The organism is Streptomyces sp. NPDC045967 (assembly GCF_056430495.1).
Map to the genome: position 1 here is coordinate 97,019 of NZ_JBWKLE010000008.1, position 15,341 is coordinate 112,359.

Here is a 15,341-nt window from a genome sequence, read left to right on the forward strand (position 1 = left end):
CGCGAGCGGTGGGGCCTAGAGGCCCGCGGCCGCGCGCAGTGCGTCCACGCGGTCGGTGCGCTCCCAGGTGAAGTCCGGCAGCTCTCGGCCGAAGTGGCCGTAGGCGGCGGTCTGGGCGTAGATCGGGCGCAGCAGGTCGAGGTCGCGGATGATGGCGGCCGGGCGGAGGTCGAAGACCTCGGCGATGGCTTCCTCGATCTTCTGGGTCTCGACCTTGGCGGTGCCGAACGTCTCGACGAACAGGCCGACGGGCTCGGCCTTGCCGATGGCGTAGGCGACCTGGACCTCGCAGCGCGAGGCGAGGCCCGCGGCGACGACGTTCTTGGCGACCCAGCGCATGGCGTAGGCGGCGGAGCGGTCGACCTTCGAGGGGTCCTTGCCGGAGAAGGCGCCGCCGCCGTGGCGGGCCATGCCGCCGTAGGTGTCGATGATGATCTTGCGGCCGGTGAGGCCGGCGTCGCCCATCGGGCCGCCGATCTCGAAGCGGCCGGTGGGGTTCACCAGCAGCCGGTAGCCCTCGGTGTCCAGCTTGATGCCGTCCTCGATGAGCTGGGCCAGCACGTGCTCGACGACGAACTCGCGGATGTCGGGAGCGAGCAGCGAGTCCAGGTCGATGTCGGAGGCGTGCTGCGAGGAGACGACCACCGTGTCGAGGCGGACGGCCTTGTCGCCGTCGTACTCGATGGTGACCTGGGTCTTGCCGTCGGGGCGCAGGTAGGGGATGGTCCCGTTCTTGCGGACCTCGGAGAGCCGCTTGGAGAGCCGGTGCGCCAGGTGGATCGGCAGCGGCATCAGCTCGGGGGTCTCGTCGCAGGCGTAGCCGAACATCAGGCCCTGGTCGCCGGCGCCCTGCTTGTCGAGCTCGTCCTCATCGCCCTCGACCCGCTTCTCGTAGGCGGTGTCGACGCCCTGCGCGATGTCGGGGGACTGCGCGCCGATGGAGACGGAGACGCCGCAGGAGGCGCCGTCGAAGCCCTTCTTCGAGGAGTCGTAGCCGATCTCGAGGATCTTGTCGCGGACGAGCTGCGCGATCGGCGCGTAGGCCTTCGTCGTCACCTCTCCCGCGATGTGCACGAGACCCGTGGTGATGAGGGTCTCCACCGCGACTCGCGAGGTGGGGTCCTCGGTGAGGAGGGCGTCGAGGATCGTGTCGCTGATCTGGTCAGCGATCTTGTCGGGGTGGCCCTCGGTGACGGACTCCGAGGTGAACAGACGACGGGACACAACGCTCCCTGGGGTTGCAGCGGCTGCTGGCTGATCATGTGGTGGAACCGCACCAGAGGCTGCGCCTGATCACGTTCCGGATGCAGTTTATCGGTTGCCACCGTTCGGCGGTCCACCCGTCTCGCCTTATGGGAGCCGTGTGACCTGCGGCACTCCATTCTGGCGTACCGGGGTGGCGAGGAGAAGGGAGGCGTGTCAGGCGCGTCGTACCGGCAGGCGGGCTCCGACCTGGTCCCACACCAGATCCGCCAGAGCTTCCTTCGGACCATGGGGAACAGGAAGTTCGGAGCCGTCCGAGGCAAGGATCACAGCCTCGTTATCCTCCGAACCGAAGGTCTTGCTCTCCCCCACCTCATTGACGACGAGGAGATCGCAGCCCTTGCGCCGGAGCTTGGCCCGGCCGTTCGCCAGCACGTCGTCGGTCTCGGCGGCGAAGCCCACGACGACCTGCCCCTCCCGGGCACGGTCGGCGGAGATCTCCGCCAGGACGTCGGGATTGCGCACCAGGGCGACGGGCTCGGGCTCCTCCCCGTCCTTCTTCTTGATCTTCCCGCCCGCGTACCGGGCGGGCCGGAAGTCGGCCACGGCCGCGGCCATGACCACGGCGTCCGCGTCCGCCGCGGCCTTCAGGACCGCCTCCCGCAGCTGCACGGCCGTGCCCACGCGTACGACGTCCACCCCGGCCGGGTCGGCCAGCGCGGTGTTGGCCGCCACCAGGGTGACCCGGGCGCCGCGCGCCACGGCGGTGCGGGCGAGGGCGTACCCCTGCTTGCCGGAGGAGCGGTTGCCGAGGAAGCGCACGGGGTCCAGGGGCTCGCGGGTGCCGCCCGCGCTGATCACCACGTGCCGTCCGGCGAGGTCCGGTGCGGCCGCTCCGCGGGCCAGGACGCTCCGGCACACCTCGAAGATCTCCTCGGGGTCGGGCAGCCGGCCCTTGCCGGTGTCCTTGCCGGTCAGCCGGCCCACGGCGGGCTCGACGACCACGGCTCCGCGGCGGCGCAGGGTGGCCACGTTCTCCTGGGTGGCCGGGTGCTCCCACATCTCGGTGTGCATGGCGGGCGCGAAGACCACCGGGCAGCGGGCCGTGAGCAGGGTGTTGGTCAGCAGGTCGTCGGCGAGCCCGTGGGCCGCCTTCGCCAGCATGTCGGCGGTGGCCGGGGCGACCACGACCAGGTCGGCGGACTGCCCGATGCGCACGTGCGGCACCTCGTGGACGGTCTCCCACACGGCGGTGGAGGCGGGGTTGCCGGACAGGGCGGCCCAGGTGGCCTCGCCGACGAAGTTCAGGGAGGCCGCCGTGGGCACCACCCGCACCTCGTGTCCGGACTCGGTCAGCCGGCGCAGCAGCTCGCACGCCTTGTAGGCGGCGATTCCGCCGCTCACCCCCAGCACGACCTTGGGCTTGGCCATCCGTACACATCCCTTCGACAAGCTCGAACAAGCTCGACAGTACCCATGACACACCACAGGCCCGGCAGATGGTCTGCCGGGCCTGTGGGACAAGGAATGATCGGTGCTTACTGGGCCGGGGCCTCGATGGCCTCGGAGGTCAGCAGACCCGCGTTGATCTCGCGCAGCGCGATCGAAAGCGGCTTCTCGTGGACGTGGGTGTCCACCAGCGGGCCGACGTACTCGAGCAGGCCCTCACCGAGCTGCGAGTAGTACGCGTTGATCTGACGCGCGCGCTTGGCCGCGTAGATCACGAGGCTGTACTTCGAGTCCGTGGCCTCGAGCAGCTCGTCGATCGGCGGGTTGATGATGCCCTCGGGCGCAGTAATGGAAGAGGACACGCTCTACCTTCCGAAGATGGGGGAAAGACCGGGCCGATCGGCTACTGATGACTCAGGAACATCGATCGACGGTCAGACAACATTCATCAAGGCTAGCAGCTCACGGGCCACGTCCTCGACGGAGGTGTTGACAAGGGTGGTGTCGAACTCGGATTCGGCAGCGAGTTCGGTCTTGGCCGCCGCGAGCCTGCGCTCGATGACCTCGGCCGATTCGGTGCCCCGGCCCGTGAGCCGGCGGACCAGTTCGTCCCAGCCGGGAGGGGCCAGGAAGACGAGCTGGGCGTCGGGCATCGACGCGCGGACGAGTCGTGCGCCCTGGAGGTCGATCTCCAGCAGGACCGGCTCGCCCTTGTCGAGGCGTTCCAGCACCGCGCCGCGCGGTGTGCCGTAGCGGTTGCCCGCAAACTCGGCCCACTCCAGCAGCTCGCCGTTGGCGATCAGCTTGTCGAACTCGTCGTCGTTGACGAAGAAGTACTGGACTCCGTGTCGCTCACCGGGCCGCGGCTTGCGGGTGGTGGCCGACACCGAGAGCCAGACCTCGGGGTGGACCTTGCGCATATGCGCGACGACCGTGCTCTTGCCGACCCCCGAAGGGCCGGAGAGCACGGTCAGCCGCGGACGAACCTCTGCTGCCATAGAGCGATTATCCAGGTTCCAGAGACTGCCTGAGAACGCCGGAAGCACTCCGGGCGACGCGTCAGCCGGCAGGAGTGCCGAACTCACGCTCCAGAGAGGCGATCTGGTTGGAGCCGAGACCTCGAACACGCCGGGACTCGGAGATGCCGAGGCGCTCCATGATCTGCTTGGCGCGCACCTTGCCCACGCCAGGCAGGGACTCCAGCAGGGCGGAGACCTTCATCTTGCCGATGACGTCGTTCTCCTGGCCCGTCTTGATGACCTCCTGGAGGGAGGCGCCGGAGTGCTTGAGTCGATTCTTCACCTCGGCCCGCTCCCGGCGAGCCGCGGCGGCCTTTTCGAGCGCGGCTGCGCGCTGTTCAGGGGTAAGGGGCGGAAGAGCCACGCCTACGTCACCTCGGATGTCGAACTGTCGGATACGGACCGGTGGGCAACCCATGGGCACCCCACCTGGCAAGCTCCCGAACAGCGGTCTTGCTCGTTCGCTGCTCGTTCACTCTGCTCGGAGACTAGCGGCCAACACCGCTCCAGTCAGCGAGAACGGACGAAAAGTCCTGGTCAGCCTCCACTGAACCGTACATCACGGACAAAATACCCCTGTTTTGTCCGGTGAAAGCCGTTCGATTTTCGTCAAAGCTTCCGGGAGCTCCCCGTGCGGACGGCGCCGATGGTGACGCACGTCACGCGATGCGGCGCCGCTACGCCGACACGACGGCCCGGATCTCCTGCGCGAAGGCGGCCGCGGCGGCCCGCAGCGCCGCGCCGTCCGGCCCGTGCTTCAGCACGCCCCGCGACACGTTCGGCACGACGTTGCGCACGGCCTTGCCGAAGACGGCCGGCAGGTCCGCCGCCGTCGCCCCCTGCGCCCCGATCCCCGGCGCCAGCAGCGGCCCGTTGATGTCCAGGTCGAAGGAGGACAGGTCGCCCAGCGTGGCTCCGACGACGGCGCCGAAGGAGCCCATCGGCTCGGCGCCCGCGTTCTCGGCCGCCAGGTGCGCCAGTATCGTCGCCCCGACCGACCGGCCGTCCGCGCGGACCGCCCGCTGGACCTCGGCCCCTTCCGGGTTCGAGGTCAGGGCCAGCACGAACAGTCCCGACCCGGACTCCCGCGCCAGCGCCACGGCGGGCTGCAGCGAGCCGTAGCCCAGGTACGGCGAGACCGTCAGCGCGTCGGAGAAGAGCGGGGAGGCCGGGTCCAGGAAGGCCGAGGCGTACGCGGCCATGGTCGAGCCGATGTCGCCGCGCTTGGCGTCCATCACGACCAGCGCGCCCGCGGCGCGGGCGTCCGCGACCGCACGCTCCAGTACCGCCACGCCCCGCGAGCCGAAGCGCTCGAAGAAGGCGGCCTGCGGCTTGAAGACCGCCACCGAGTCCGCGAGCGCCTCGACGACCGTGCGGGAGAAGCGCTCCAGGCCCGCCACGTCGTCGTCCAGGCCCCACTGGGCCAGCAGCGCCGCGTGCGGGTCGATGCCCACGCACAGCGGGCCGCGGGAGTCCATCGCCTCGCGCAGGCGGGTACCGAACGGGGTCACAGGGCTCACTTCGCGGCCTTTCGGGTCTCGGCGCCCACCGCTTCGGCGAGCGTCGCGTACGGGCTTGCGGCCAGGCGCGCCGCCAGACCCTTGTGGATGGCCCGGGCGTAGAACGGGCCCTCGTAGATGAAGGCGCTGTAGCCCTGGACCAGGGTGGCGCCGGCGAGGATCCGCTGCCAGGCGTCCTCGGCGTTCTCGATGCCCCCGACGCCGACGAGGACCAGCCGGTCCCCCACACGGGCGTACAGGCGGCGCAGGACCTCCAGCGAGCGCTGCTTGACCGGGGCGCCGGACAGGCCGCCGGTCTCCTTGACCAGCTCGGGCGGGGAGGTCAGCCCGAGGCCCTCGCGGGCGATCGTGGTGTTGGTCGCGATGATGCCGTCCAGGCCGAGCTCCAGGGCCAGGTCGGCGACCGCGTCGACGTCCTCGTCCGCCAGGTCCGGGGCGATCTTGACCAGCAACGGCACCCGGCGGTCGGTCACCACGCGGTCCGCGGCCTCGCGCACGGCCGCCAGCAGAGGCCGCAGGGACTCCGTGGCCTGGAGGTTGCGCAGCCCCGGGGTGTTCGGGGAGGAGACGTTGACGACGAGGTAGTCGGCGTGCCGGGCGAGGCGCTCGGTAGAGGCGACGTAGTCCGCCACCGCCTCCTCCTCGGGCACGACCTTCGTCTTGCCGATGTTGACGCCGACGACCGTCCTGAAGACCGGGCTACGGGCGGCCAGGCGGGCGGCGACGGCCGCCGAGCCCTCGTTGTTGAAGCCCATCCGGTTGATCAGCGCGCGGTCCGCGACCAGCCGGAACAGCCGCTTCCTGGGGTTGCCCGGCTGCGCCTCGGCGGTGACGGTGCCGATCTCGACGTGGTCGAAGCCGAGCATCGACATGCCGTCGATGGCGACGGCGTTCTTGTCGAAGCCGGCCGCGAGGCCGAAGGGGCCGTGCATGCGCAGGCCGAGGGCCTCGGTGCGCAGTTCGCAGAAGCGCGGGGCGAGCCATGCCGCGGCGAAGGTGCGCAGCACGGGGACGCGGGCGGCCAGGCGGATCCAGCGGAAGGCGAGGTGGTGCGCCTGCTCCGGGTCCATCCGCTTGAAGACCAGGTGGAAGAAGAGTTTGTACATCGTCGGGAGGATCCCCTAGCGCTCATGGAAAGGGGGACACCGCGGTGAAGCCGGTGTCCCCCTCCCCGTGTCATCCGGGCTGTTCGGGCGGTCAGTCGCGGGCTGCGGTCAGGTGCTCCGCGTGCTCCTGGAGGGAGCGGACGCCCACGCCGCCGTGGCTCAGGGCCTCGATGCCCTGGACGGCCGCGGCGAGCGCCTGGACCGTCGTCAGGCACGGGACGCTGCGCGCCACGGCCGCCGTGCGGATCTCGTAGCCGTCGAGGCGGCCGCCGGTGCCGTACGGGGTGTTGACGATCAGGTCGACCTGCCCGTCGTGGATCAGCTGGACGATGGTCTTCTCGCCGTCGGGGCCCTCGCCCTCGCTGAGCTTGCGCACGACCGTGGCGTTGATGCCGTTGCGGCGCAGCACCTCGGCGGTGCCGGAGGTGGCCATCAGCTCGAAGCCGTGGGCGACGAGCTCGCGCGCCGGGAAGATCATCGAGCGCTTGTCGCGGTTGGCGACGGAGATGAAGGCGCGGCCCTTGGTGGGCAGCGGGCCGTAGGCGCCGGCCTGCGACTTGGCGTACGCCGTGCCGAAGACGGCGTCGATGCCCATGACCTCGCCGGTGGAGCGCATCTCCGGGCCGAGGACGGTGTCCACGCCCCGCCCGTGGATGTCGCGGAAGCGCGACCACGGCATGACGGCCTCCTTGACGGAGATCGGCGCGTCGATCGGCAGGGTGCCGCCGTCGCCGGTCTTCGGCAGCAGGCCCTCGGCGCGCAGCTCGGCGATGGTGGTGCCGAGCGAGATGCGGGCGGCGGCCTTCGCGAGCGGGACGGCGGTCGCCTTCGAGGTGAAGGGGACGGTCCGGGAGGCGCGCGGGTTGGCCTCCAGGACGTAGAGGATGTCACCGGCCATCGCGAACTGGATGTTGATCAGGCCGCGTACGCCGACGCCCTTGGCGATGGCCTCGGTGGAGGCGCGCAGGCGCTTGATGTCGAAGCCGCCGAGGGTGATCGGGGGCAGCGCGCAGGCGGAGTCGCCGGAGTGGATGCCGGCTTCCTCGATGTGCTCCATGACGCCGCCGAGGTAGAGCTCGGTGCCGTCGTACAGGGCGTCGACGTCGATCTCGATGGCGTCGTCGAGGAAGCGGTCGACCAGCACGGGGCGGGTCGGGGAGATCTCGGTGGACTCGGCGATGTACGCCTCCAGCCGGGTCTCGTCGTAGACGATCTCCATGCCGCGGCCACCGAGCACGTACGAGGGGCGGACCAGGACCGGGTAGCCGATCTCGTCGGCGATCGCCTTCGCACCCGTGAAGGTGGTGGCGGTGCCGTGCTTGGGGGCGGGCAGCCCCGCCTCGGCGAGGACCCGGCCGAAGGCGCCGCGGTCCTCGGCGGCGTGGATGGCCTCCGGCGAGGTGCCGACGACGGGCACGCCGTTGTCCTTGAGCGCCTGGGCCAGGCCGAGCGGGGTCTGGCCGCCGAGCTGGACGATGACACCGGCGATGGGGCCGGCCAGCGACTCGGCGTGGACGATCTCCAGCACGTCCTCGAGCGTCAGGGGCTCGAAGTACAGGCGGTCGGAGGTGTCGTAGTCGGTGGAGACGGTCTCCGGGTTGCAGTTGACCATCACGGTCTCGTAGCCGGCGTCGCTGAGCGCGAAGGAGGCGTGGACGCAGGAGTAGTCGAACTCGATGCCCTGGCCGATGCGGTTCGGGCCGGAGCCCAGGATGATGACCGCGGGCTTCTCGCGGGGGGCGACCTCGGACTCCTCGTCGTAGGAGGAGTAGAAGTACGGGGTCTTCGCGGCGAACTCGGCGGCGCAGGTGTCGACCGTCTTGTAGACCGGGCGGACGCCGAGCGCGTGGCGGACCTCGCGCACGACGTCTTCGCGCAGGCCGCGGATCTCGGCGATCTGGGCGTCGGAGAAGCCGTGGCGCTTGGCCTCCGCGAGCAGCTCGGGGTGGAGCTTGTCGGCGGCGGCCAGCTCGTCCGCGATCTCCTTGATGAGGAAGAGCTGGTCGACGAACCAGGGGTCGATCTTCGTGGACTCGAAGACCTCTTCCTGGGTGGCGCCGGCGCGGATGGCCTGCATGACGGTGTTGATGCGGCCGTCGGTCGGGCGGACGGCGGTGGCGAGCAGCTCGGCCTTGTCGCCGGGCTCGCCGACGAAGGTGAACTGCGAGCCCTTCTTCTCCAGGGAGCGCAGGGCCTTCTGGAGGGCCTCGGTGAAGTTGCGGCCGATGGCCATGGCCTCGCCCACCGACTTCATGGTGGTGGTGAGGGTGGCGTCGGCGGCCGGGAACTTCTCGAACGCGAAGCGCGGGGCCTTGACGACGACGTAGTCGAGGGTCGGCTCGAAGGAGGCCGGGGTCTTCTCGGTGATGTCGTTCGGGACCTCGTCGAGCGTGTAGCCGATGGCCAGCTTGGCTGCAATCTTGGCGATCGGGAAGCCGGTCGCCTTGGAGGCGAGCGCCGAGGAGCGCGAGACGCGCGGGTTCATCTCGATCACGATGACGCGGCCGTCGGCCGGGTCGATCGCGAACTGGATGTTGCAGCCGCCGGTGTCGACGCCGACCTCGCGGATGATCGCGATGCCGATGTCGCGCAGCCGCTGGTACTCGCGGTCGGTCAGCGTCATGGCCGGGGCGACGGTGATCGAGTCGCCGGTGTGGACGCCCATCGGGTCGAAGTTCTCGATGGAGCAGACGACGACCACGTTGTCCTTGGTGTCGCGCATCAGCTCCAGCTCGTACTCCTTCCAGCCGAGGATGGACTCCTCCAGGAGCACCTCGGTGGTCGGGGAGAGCGTGAGGCCCTGGCCGGCGATGCGGCGCAGCTCCTCCTCGTCGTGGGCGAAGCCGGAGCCGGCGCCGCCCATGGTGAAGGAGGGGCGCACGACGACGGGGTAGCCGCCCAGGGTGTCGACGCCCTTGATGACGTCATCCATCGAGTGGCAGATGACCGAGCGGGCGGACTCGCCGTAGCCGATCTTGGCCTTGACGGCCTCGACCACGCCCTTGAAGAGGTCGCGGTCCTCGCCCTTGTTGATGGCCTCGACGTTGGCGCCGATGAGCTCGACCCCGTACTTCTCCAGCACGCCCTGCTCGTGCATGGAGATGGCGGTGTTGAGCGCGGTCTGGCCGCCGAGGGTCGGGAGCAGCGCGTCGGGGCGCTCCTTCGCGATGATCTTCTCGACGAACTCGGGGGTGATCGGCTCGACGTACGTGGCGTCGGCGATCTCCGGGTCGGTCATGATCGTCGCGGGGTTGGAGTTCACCAGGATGACCCGCAGGCCCTCGGCCTTGAGGATGCGGCAGGCCTGGGTGCCGGAGTAGTCGAACTCGGCGGCCTGACCGATGACGATCGGGCCGGAGCCGATGACCAGGACGGACTGGATATCGGTGCGCTTAGGCACGCTCGGCCTCCATCGGGGCGGTGTTCATCAAAGACGTGAAGCGGTCGAAGAGGTAGGCGGCGTCGTGCGGGCCGGCAGCCGCTTCGGGGTGGTACTGGACGGAGAAGGCCGGCTGGTCGAGCAGCTGGAGGCCTTCGACGACGTTGTCGTTCAGGCAGACGTGGGAGACCTCGGCGCGGCCGTAGGGGGTCTCGGAGACCTTGTCGAGGGGCGCGTCGACGGCGAAGCCGTGGTTGTGCGCCGTGATCTCGACCTTGCCGGTGGTGCGGTCCTGGACCGGCTGGTTGATGCCGCGGTGGCCGTACTTCAGCTTGTAGGTGCCGAAGCCGAGCGCGCGGCCCAGGATCTGGTTGCCGAAGCAGATGCCGAACAGGGGCGTCTTGCGTTCCAGCACGCCCCGCATGACGGAGACGGCGTGGTCGGCGGTGGCCGGGTCGCCCGGGCCGTTGGAGAAGAACACGCCGTCCGGCCGGACCGCGTAGACGTCCTCGACGGTGGCGGTGGCGGGCAGCACGTGCACCTCGATGCCGCGCTCGGCCATCCGGTGCGGGGTCATGCCCTTGATGCCGAGGTCCACGGCGGCGACGGTGAACTTCTTCTCGCCGATCGCGGGGACGACGTACGCCTCCTTGGTGGAGACCTCGGCGGAGAGGTGGGCGCCCTTCATCTGCGGGGCGTCCTGGACGCGGGCCAGCAGCGTCGCGTCGTCGGCGACGGCCCCGCCCGAGAAGATGCCGACGCGCATGGCGCCGCGCTCGCGCAGGTGGCGGGTCAGGGCGCGGGTGTCGACCCCGCAGATGCCGACGACGCCCTGCGCGGCCAGCTCCTCGTCCAGCGACCGCCGGGAGCGCCAGTTGGAGGGGACGCGGGCGGGGTCCCGCACGACGTAGCCGGCCACCCAGATGCGGGAGGACTCGTGGTCCTCGTCGTTGACGCCGGTGTTGCCCACGTGCGGGGCGGTCATCACGACGACCTGGCGGTGGTACGACGGGTCGGTGAGGGTCTCCTGGTAGCCGGTCATGCCGGTGGAGAACACGGCCTCGCCGAAGGTCTCCCCCTGGGCACCGTAGGCACGGCCGCGGAAGATCCGACCGTCCTCCAGGACGAGTACGGCGGGAGCTTTGGCTGCTCCCCTGGTGGAGGTCGTCATCGTTCGGCGCCTTCCGTCGTGATGGATGAGTCGGATGAGTTCATGAGGTTGATCGCCTCGACCCAGGCGGCGTGCTCGGCCGCGCGGTCGGAGCGGAATCCGGAGTCGATCAGCTTGTCGCCGTGCGCCCAGGTGACGACGAGCAGACCGCCCTCGGTGAGTACCTTGCCCGCGATTCCCTTGTCGAGGCGGGCGCCGCGCAGCTGCGCGGCCGGTACGAAGAAGTCGCCGGCCCCCGGACGGACCACGTCGAGGCCCGCGTCGGTGAGCGTGAGCTCGACCCGGCTGCGCAGGCCCAGACCGTGGGCGACGATCCGGTCGAGCCACTGCCCGGCGGTGGTCGACCCGTGGTAGCGGCCGGTCAGGGCCAGCCGGTGGGCGGGCAGGCCCTCGGGGGCGGCGGGCAGCTCCGGCAGGTCGTTCTGCAGGGCGCCGCGCCATTTCCAGCCCTGCCGCATCAGCCAGTACACGAACGCGATGAAGACGATCAGGCCGATCACCCAGGCGATGCGGGCGCCGACGCTGGTCACCTCCGCCGACTGTCGCTCCGCGGCCTCGGCGGCCAGTTGGATCACTGCAGGTGTCACGCCAGTTTCCCGTCCACGACCGTTGCCCGGCCCCGCAGGAAGGTGTGAGTGACGCGCCCCGGCAGCTCGCGGCCCTCGTAGGGCGTGTTGCGGCTGCGGGAGGCGAAGTGTGCGGGGTCCACGACACCACGGTACGAGGTATCGACCAAGGTCAGGTTCGCGGGTTCACCTGCCGAGACGGGACGGCCGTGGTTCGCCAGGCTGCCGATGCGCGCCGGGGCGAAGGACATCCGTTCGGCGACGCCCGCCCAGTCGAGCAGCCCCGTCTCGACCATCGTCTGCTGGACGACGGAGAGCGCGGTCTCCAGTCCGACCATGCCCATGGCCGCGGCGGCCCACTCGCAGTCCTTGTCCTCGTGCGGGTGCGGGGCGTGGTCGGTGGCGACGATGTCGATCGTGCCGTCGGCGAGCGCCTCGCGCAGGGCCGTGACATCGGCTTCCGTGCGCAGCGGCGGGTTGACCTTGTAGACCGCGTTGTAGGAGCGGACGAGCTCGTCGGTGAGGAGCAGGTGGTGGGGGGTGACCTCGGCGGTGACGTCGATGCCGCGGGACTTGGCCCAGCGGACGATCTCGACGGAGCCGGCGGTGGAGAGGTGGCAGATGTGCACGCGGGAGCCGACGTGCTCGGCGAGCAGGACGTCCCGGGCGATGATCGACTCCTCGGCGACGGCCGGCCAGCCGCCCAGCCCCAGCTCGGCGGAGACGACGCCCTCGTTCATCTGGGCGCCCTCGGTCAGCCGGGGCTCCTGGGCGTGCTGGGCGACGACCCCGCCGAAGGCCTTCACGTACTCCAGGGCGCGGCGCATGATCACGGCGTCGTCGACGCACTTGCCGTCGTCGGAGAAGACGGTGACGGCGGCGGCGGAGTCGTGCATGGCGCCCAGCTCGGCGAGCTGCTTGCCCTCGAGGCCGACGGTGACGGCGCCGATGGGCTGCACGTCGCAGTAGCCGGACTCCTTGCCCAGGCGCCAGACCTGCTCGACGACGCCGGCGGTGTCGGCGACGGGGAAGGTGTTCGCCATGGCGAAGACGGCGGTGTATCCGCCGGAGGCGGCGGCGCGGGTGCCGGTCAGGACGGTCTCGGAGTCCTCGCGGCCGGGCTCGCGCAGGTGGGTGTGCAGGTCGACGAGGCCGGGGAGGAGGACCTGGCCCTCGGCCTCGATGACGGTCGCACCGTCGGCGGACAGGCCCCGGCCGACCTCGGCGATGGTCTCGCCGTCGATCAGGACGTCCTGCGCGTCGCCGCCGAGGACCTTCGCGCCGCGGATAAGGATCTTGCTCATGGTTACTTGGTCTCCTCGGTGCGCGCGGCGGGGGTGGGGGTGACGGCGGGCTCGGAACCTCCGAGCAGCAGGTACAGGACGGCCATGCGGGTGGAGACGCCGTTGGCGACCTGCTCGACGGCCGTGCAGCGGTCGGAGTCGGCGACCTCGGCGGTGATCTCCATGCCGCGGTTCATCGGGCCGGGGTGCATCACGATGGCGTGCTCGGGCATCTTCGCCATGCGGTCGCCGTCGAGCCCGTAGCGGCGGGAGTACTCCCGCTCGGTCGGGAAGAAGGCGGCGTTCATGCGTTCGCGCTGCACACGCAGCATCATCACCGCATCGGACTTCGGCAGCACCTCGTCGAGGTTGTAGGAGACCTCGCACGGCCAGCTCTCGACGCCGATCGGGACCAGCGTCGGCGGGGCCACCACGGTGACCTCGGCGCCCAGGGTGTGCAGCAGCTGGACGTTGGAGCGGGCGACCCGGCTGTGGAGGACGTCTCCGACGATGGTGATGCGGCGGCCGTTCAGGTCCTTGCCGAGGCCCGCGTCCCGACCGACGAGGCGGCGGCGCATGGTGAAGGCGTCCAGCAGGGCCTGGGTGGGGTGCTCGTGGGTGCCGTCGCCGGCGTTGACCACGGCGGAGTCGATCCAGCCGGAGGTCGCGAGCCGGTAGGGGGCGCCGGAGGCGTGGTGGCGGATGACGACGGCGTCGGCGCCCATCGCCTCCAGGGTGAGCGCGGTGTCCTTCAGGGATTCGCCCTTGGAGACGGAGGAGCCCTTGGCGGAGAAGTTGATGACGTCGGCGGAGAGCCGCTTGGCGGCCGCCTCGAAGGAGATCCGGGTGCGGGTGGAGTCCTCGAAGAAGAGGTTGACGACGGTGAGGCCGCGCAGGGTGGGCAGCTTCTTGATCGGCCGGTCCGCGACGCGGGCCATCTCCTCGGCGGTGTCGAGGATCAGGACGGCGTCGTCGCGGGTGAGGTCGGCGGCCGAGATGAGGTGGCGCTTCATCTGGATGGCTCCGTAGGTCAGGAGGGCAGGCGGGGTCGGGGCAGGGCAGGCGTCGGCACGGGCCCGGCGGGGGCCCGTACACGGGTGCGGGCTACTGCCCGGCTGCCTGGGCGGTCCGCTGGCCGAGCAGCACGGCGTCGCGGCCGTCCTCCTCCTGGAGCTGGACCTTGACGGTCTCGCGCAGCGACGTGGGCAGGTTCTTGCCGACGTAGTCCGCGCGGATGGGGAGCTCGCGGTGGCCGCGGTCGACGAGGACCGCGAGCTGCACGGCGCGCGGGCGGCCGAGGTCGCCGAGGGCGTCGAGGGCGGCGCGGATGGTGCGGCCGGAGAAGAGCACGTCGTCGACGAGGACGACGAGGCGGCCGTCGAGGTCGTCGCCGGGGATCTCGGTGCGGCCGATCGCCCGGGCGGGCTTCATCCGCAGGTCGTCGCGGTACATGGTGATGTCGAGGGAGCCGACCGGGATCTTCGTGCCGGTGATCTCCGCGAGCTTGGCGGCCAGCCGGCGGGCGAGGTACACGCCGCGGGTGGGGATGCCGAGGAGCACCACGTCGTCGGCGCCCTTGGCGCGTTCGACGATCTCGTGGGCGATGCGGGTCAGGACCCGGGCGATGTCCTGCGCCTCGAGCACGGGGCGCGCCGCGTCGGCGCTGTCACCGGGCTGGGCCTGGGCGTTCTGAGCGTCCATGGAAAGGACCTCCTTCTCCGCCTCACGGGACGGTTCTTAAAGGACGTCGGATGTACGGGTCCCACGGTACCAGGGGCTCCCGCCCGGGCCGCACCCGGGCGGCGGGCATGGGTGCGGCGGGACCTGCGCGGACCGCCCGGGAGGGGGCCGGGGAGCCCCTTCGGCTTGACGCATCCAAGTAACGCTGCGTAACCTCACAGTGAGTTACCAGCCGCGCGGCGGAGCCGCACGTAGTCGTGTAGTCGCAGTGTCCCAAGCAGTCACAGCGTCACAGCGTCCGGGAGCGTTATGTCCAGCGAATACGCCAAACAGCTCGGGGCCAAGCTCCGTGCCATCCGCACCCAGCAGGGCCTCTCCCTCCATGGTGTCGAGGAGAAGTCCCAGGGCCGGTGGAAGGCCGTGGTGGTCGGCTCCTACGAGCGCGGAGACCGTGCGGTGACCGTCCAGCGCCTTGCCGAGCTGGCGGACTTCTACGGGGTGCCGGTGCAGGAGCTGCTGCCGGGCACCACTCCGGGCGGAGCGGCCGAGCCGCCGCCGAAGCTGCGTCTGGACCTGGAGCGCCTCGCGGGCGTGCCCGCCGAGAAGGCCGGCCCGCTCCAGCGCTACGCGGCGACGATCCAGAGCCAGCGCGGCGACTACAACGGCAAGGTGCTCTCGATCCGCCAGGACGACCTGCGCACCCTCGCCGTCATCTACGACCAGTCCCCCTCGGTCCTGACCGAGCAGCTGATCAGCTGGGGCGTGCTGGACGCCGACGCACGGCGCGCCGTGGCGCACGAGGACATCTAGTCCGGTCGTCCGGCTGCGGCACAGCAGAAACGTTTACCGGCGGGTGCCGGGAGCCCAGGAGGCTCCCGGCACCCGCCGTTTCACGTGGCGCGGGCCCGCTGCCGCGCGTCCGGTCCCCGCACACGGCGGAGGGGGCCGCGGCATCCGCCGCGGCC

At 70.8% G+C, this 15,341-nt stretch carries 14 protein-coding genes; 1 reads left to right on the top strand and 13 read right to left on the bottom strand.

The features are described from left to right. Positions 1–15: 15 nt before the first annotated feature. The 13 genes from metK to pyrR form a co-directional block, all read right to left on the bottom strand. Positions 16–1,224, bottom strand: coding sequence for a methionine adenosyltransferase (gene metK, locus AC07FY_RS18145; RefSeq protein ID WP_479007327.1), 1,209 nt, complete (start codon positions 1,222–1,224; stop codon positions 16–18). Between the two features lie 195 nt (positions 1,225–1,419). Beyond that, on the bottom strand, positions 1,420–2,634 hold the full coding sequence (coaBC, locus tag AC07FY_RS18150; RefSeq protein ID WP_479007330.1) for a bifunctional phosphopantothenoylcysteine decarboxylase/phosphopantothenate--cysteine ligase CoaBC: 1,215 nt from the start codon (positions 2,632–2,634) through the stop codon (positions 1,420–1,422). Positions 2,635–2,741: 107 nt separating this feature from the next. After that, complete coding sequence (gene rpoZ, locus AC07FY_RS18155; RefSeq protein WP_004948662.1) at positions 2,742–3,014, bottom strand: DNA-directed RNA polymerase subunit omega; 273 nt, start codon at positions 3,012–3,014, stop codon at positions 2,742–2,744. Between the two features lie 72 nt (positions 3,015–3,086). Beyond that, on the bottom strand, positions 3,087–3,650 hold the full coding sequence (gene gmk / locus AC07FY_RS18160; RefSeq protein WP_479007332.1) for a guanylate kinase: 564 nt from the start codon (positions 3,648–3,650) through the stop codon (positions 3,087–3,089). Positions 3,651–3,711: 61 nt separating this feature from the next. Next, complete coding sequence (locus tag AC07FY_RS18165; RefSeq protein WP_008740406.1) at positions 3,712–4,035, bottom strand: integration host factor; 324 nt, start codon at positions 4,033–4,035, stop codon at positions 3,712–3,714. 313 nt (positions 4,036–4,348) lie between these two features. Next, positions 4,349–5,191, bottom strand: a complete 843-nt coding sequence (gene pyrF, locus AC07FY_RS18170; RefSeq protein ID WP_479007335.1) for an orotidine-5'-phosphate decarboxylase — start codon at positions 5,189–5,191, stop codon at positions 4,349–4,351. Next, a complete protein-coding gene (locus AC07FY_RS18175) occupies positions 5,188–6,297 on the bottom strand; it encodes a quinone-dependent dihydroorotate dehydrogenase (protein ID WP_479007337.1) in 1,110 nt (369 codons plus the stop codon). The genes pyrF and AC07FY_RS18175 overlap by 4 nt, the downstream gene beginning before the upstream one ends. Positions 6,298–6,388: 91 nt before the next feature. Further along, positions 6,389–9,697 carry a carbamoyl-phosphate synthase large subunit gene (carB, locus tag AC07FY_RS18180; RefSeq protein ID WP_479007340.1) on the bottom strand — a complete coding sequence of 1,103 codons (3,309 nt, stop codon included), beginning with the start codon at positions 9,695–9,697 and terminating at the stop codon, positions 6,389–6,391. Further along, on the bottom strand, positions 9,690–10,847 hold the full coding sequence (gene carA / locus AC07FY_RS18185; protein WP_479007343.1) for a glutamine-hydrolyzing carbamoyl-phosphate synthase small subunit: 1,158 nt from the start codon (positions 10,845–10,847) through the stop codon (positions 9,690–9,692). Before carA ends, carB begins: the two co-directional genes overlap by 8 nt. After that, on the bottom strand, positions 10,844–11,434 hold the full coding sequence (locus AC07FY_RS18190; RefSeq protein ID WP_479007346.1) for a PH-like domain-containing protein: 591 nt from the start codon (positions 11,432–11,434) through the stop codon (positions 10,844–10,846). The genes carA and AC07FY_RS18190 overlap by 4 nt, the downstream gene beginning before the upstream one ends. Next, positions 11,431–12,717: a dihydroorotase gene (locus tag AC07FY_RS18195; RefSeq protein ID WP_479007348.1), complete on the bottom strand. Its 1,287-nt coding sequence runs from the start codon at positions 12,715–12,717 to the stop codon at positions 11,431–11,433. The genes AC07FY_RS18190 and AC07FY_RS18195 overlap by 4 nt, the downstream gene beginning before the upstream one ends. A gap of 2 nt (positions 12,718–12,719) precedes the next feature. Further along, the gene (locus AC07FY_RS18200) at positions 12,720–13,709 is read right to left on the bottom strand and encodes an aspartate carbamoyltransferase catalytic subunit (RefSeq protein WP_479007350.1); all 990 of its coding nucleotides are present in this window, start codon (positions 13,707–13,709) and stop codon (positions 12,720–12,722) included. A gap of 91 nt (positions 13,710–13,800) precedes the next feature. Further along, positions 13,801–14,397, bottom strand: a complete 597-nt coding sequence (pyrR, locus tag AC07FY_RS18205; RefSeq protein WP_479007352.1) for a bifunctional pyr operon transcriptional regulator/uracil phosphoribosyltransferase PyrR — start codon at positions 14,395–14,397, stop codon at positions 13,801–13,803. Positions 14,398–14,685: 288 nt separating this feature from the next. On the opposite strand from pyrR, the gene bldD reads away from it, so the two are divergent. Further along, positions 14,686–15,186, top strand: a complete 501-nt coding sequence (gene bldD, locus AC07FY_RS18210) for a transcriptional regulator BldD (protein WP_007263032.1) — start codon at positions 14,686–14,688, stop codon at positions 15,184–15,186. The last annotated feature ends 155 nt before the right edge of the window (positions 15,187–15,341 follow it).

What these genes read in the sequence shown, in the direction of transcription:
- AC07FY_RS18200 (WP_479007350.1), bottom strand. Translation starts at nt 13,709, where the DNA reads ATGAAGCGCCACCTCATCTCGGCCGCCGACCTCACCCGCGACGACGCC.
- bldD (WP_007263032.1), top strand. Translation starts at nt 14,686, where the DNA reads ATGTCCAGCGAATACGCCAAACAGCTCGGGGCCAAGCTCCGTGCCATC.
- carA (WP_479007343.1), bottom strand. Translation starts at nt 10,847, where the DNA reads ATGACGACCTCCACCAGGGGAGCAGCCAAAGCTCCCGCCGTACTCGTC.
- AC07FY_RS18195 (WP_479007348.1), bottom strand. Translation starts at nt 12,717, where the DNA reads ATGAGCAAGATCCTTATCCGCGGCGCGAAGGTCCTCGGCGGCGACGCG.
- gmk (WP_479007332.1), bottom strand. Translation starts at nt 3,650, where the DNA reads ATGGCAGCAGAGGTTCGTCCGCGGCTGACCGTGCTCTCCGGCCCTTCG.
- pyrR (WP_479007352.1), bottom strand. Translation starts at nt 14,397, where the DNA reads ATGGACGCTCAGAACGCCCAGGCCCAGCCCGGTGACAGCGCCGACGCG.
- AC07FY_RS18175 (WP_479007337.1), bottom strand. Translation starts at nt 6,297, where the DNA reads ATGTACAAACTCTTCTTCCACCTGGTCTTCAAGCGGATGGACCCGGAG.
- coaBC (WP_479007330.1), bottom strand. Translation starts at nt 2,634, where the DNA reads ATGGCCAAGCCCAAGGTCGTGCTGGGGGTGAGCGGCGGAATCGCCGCC.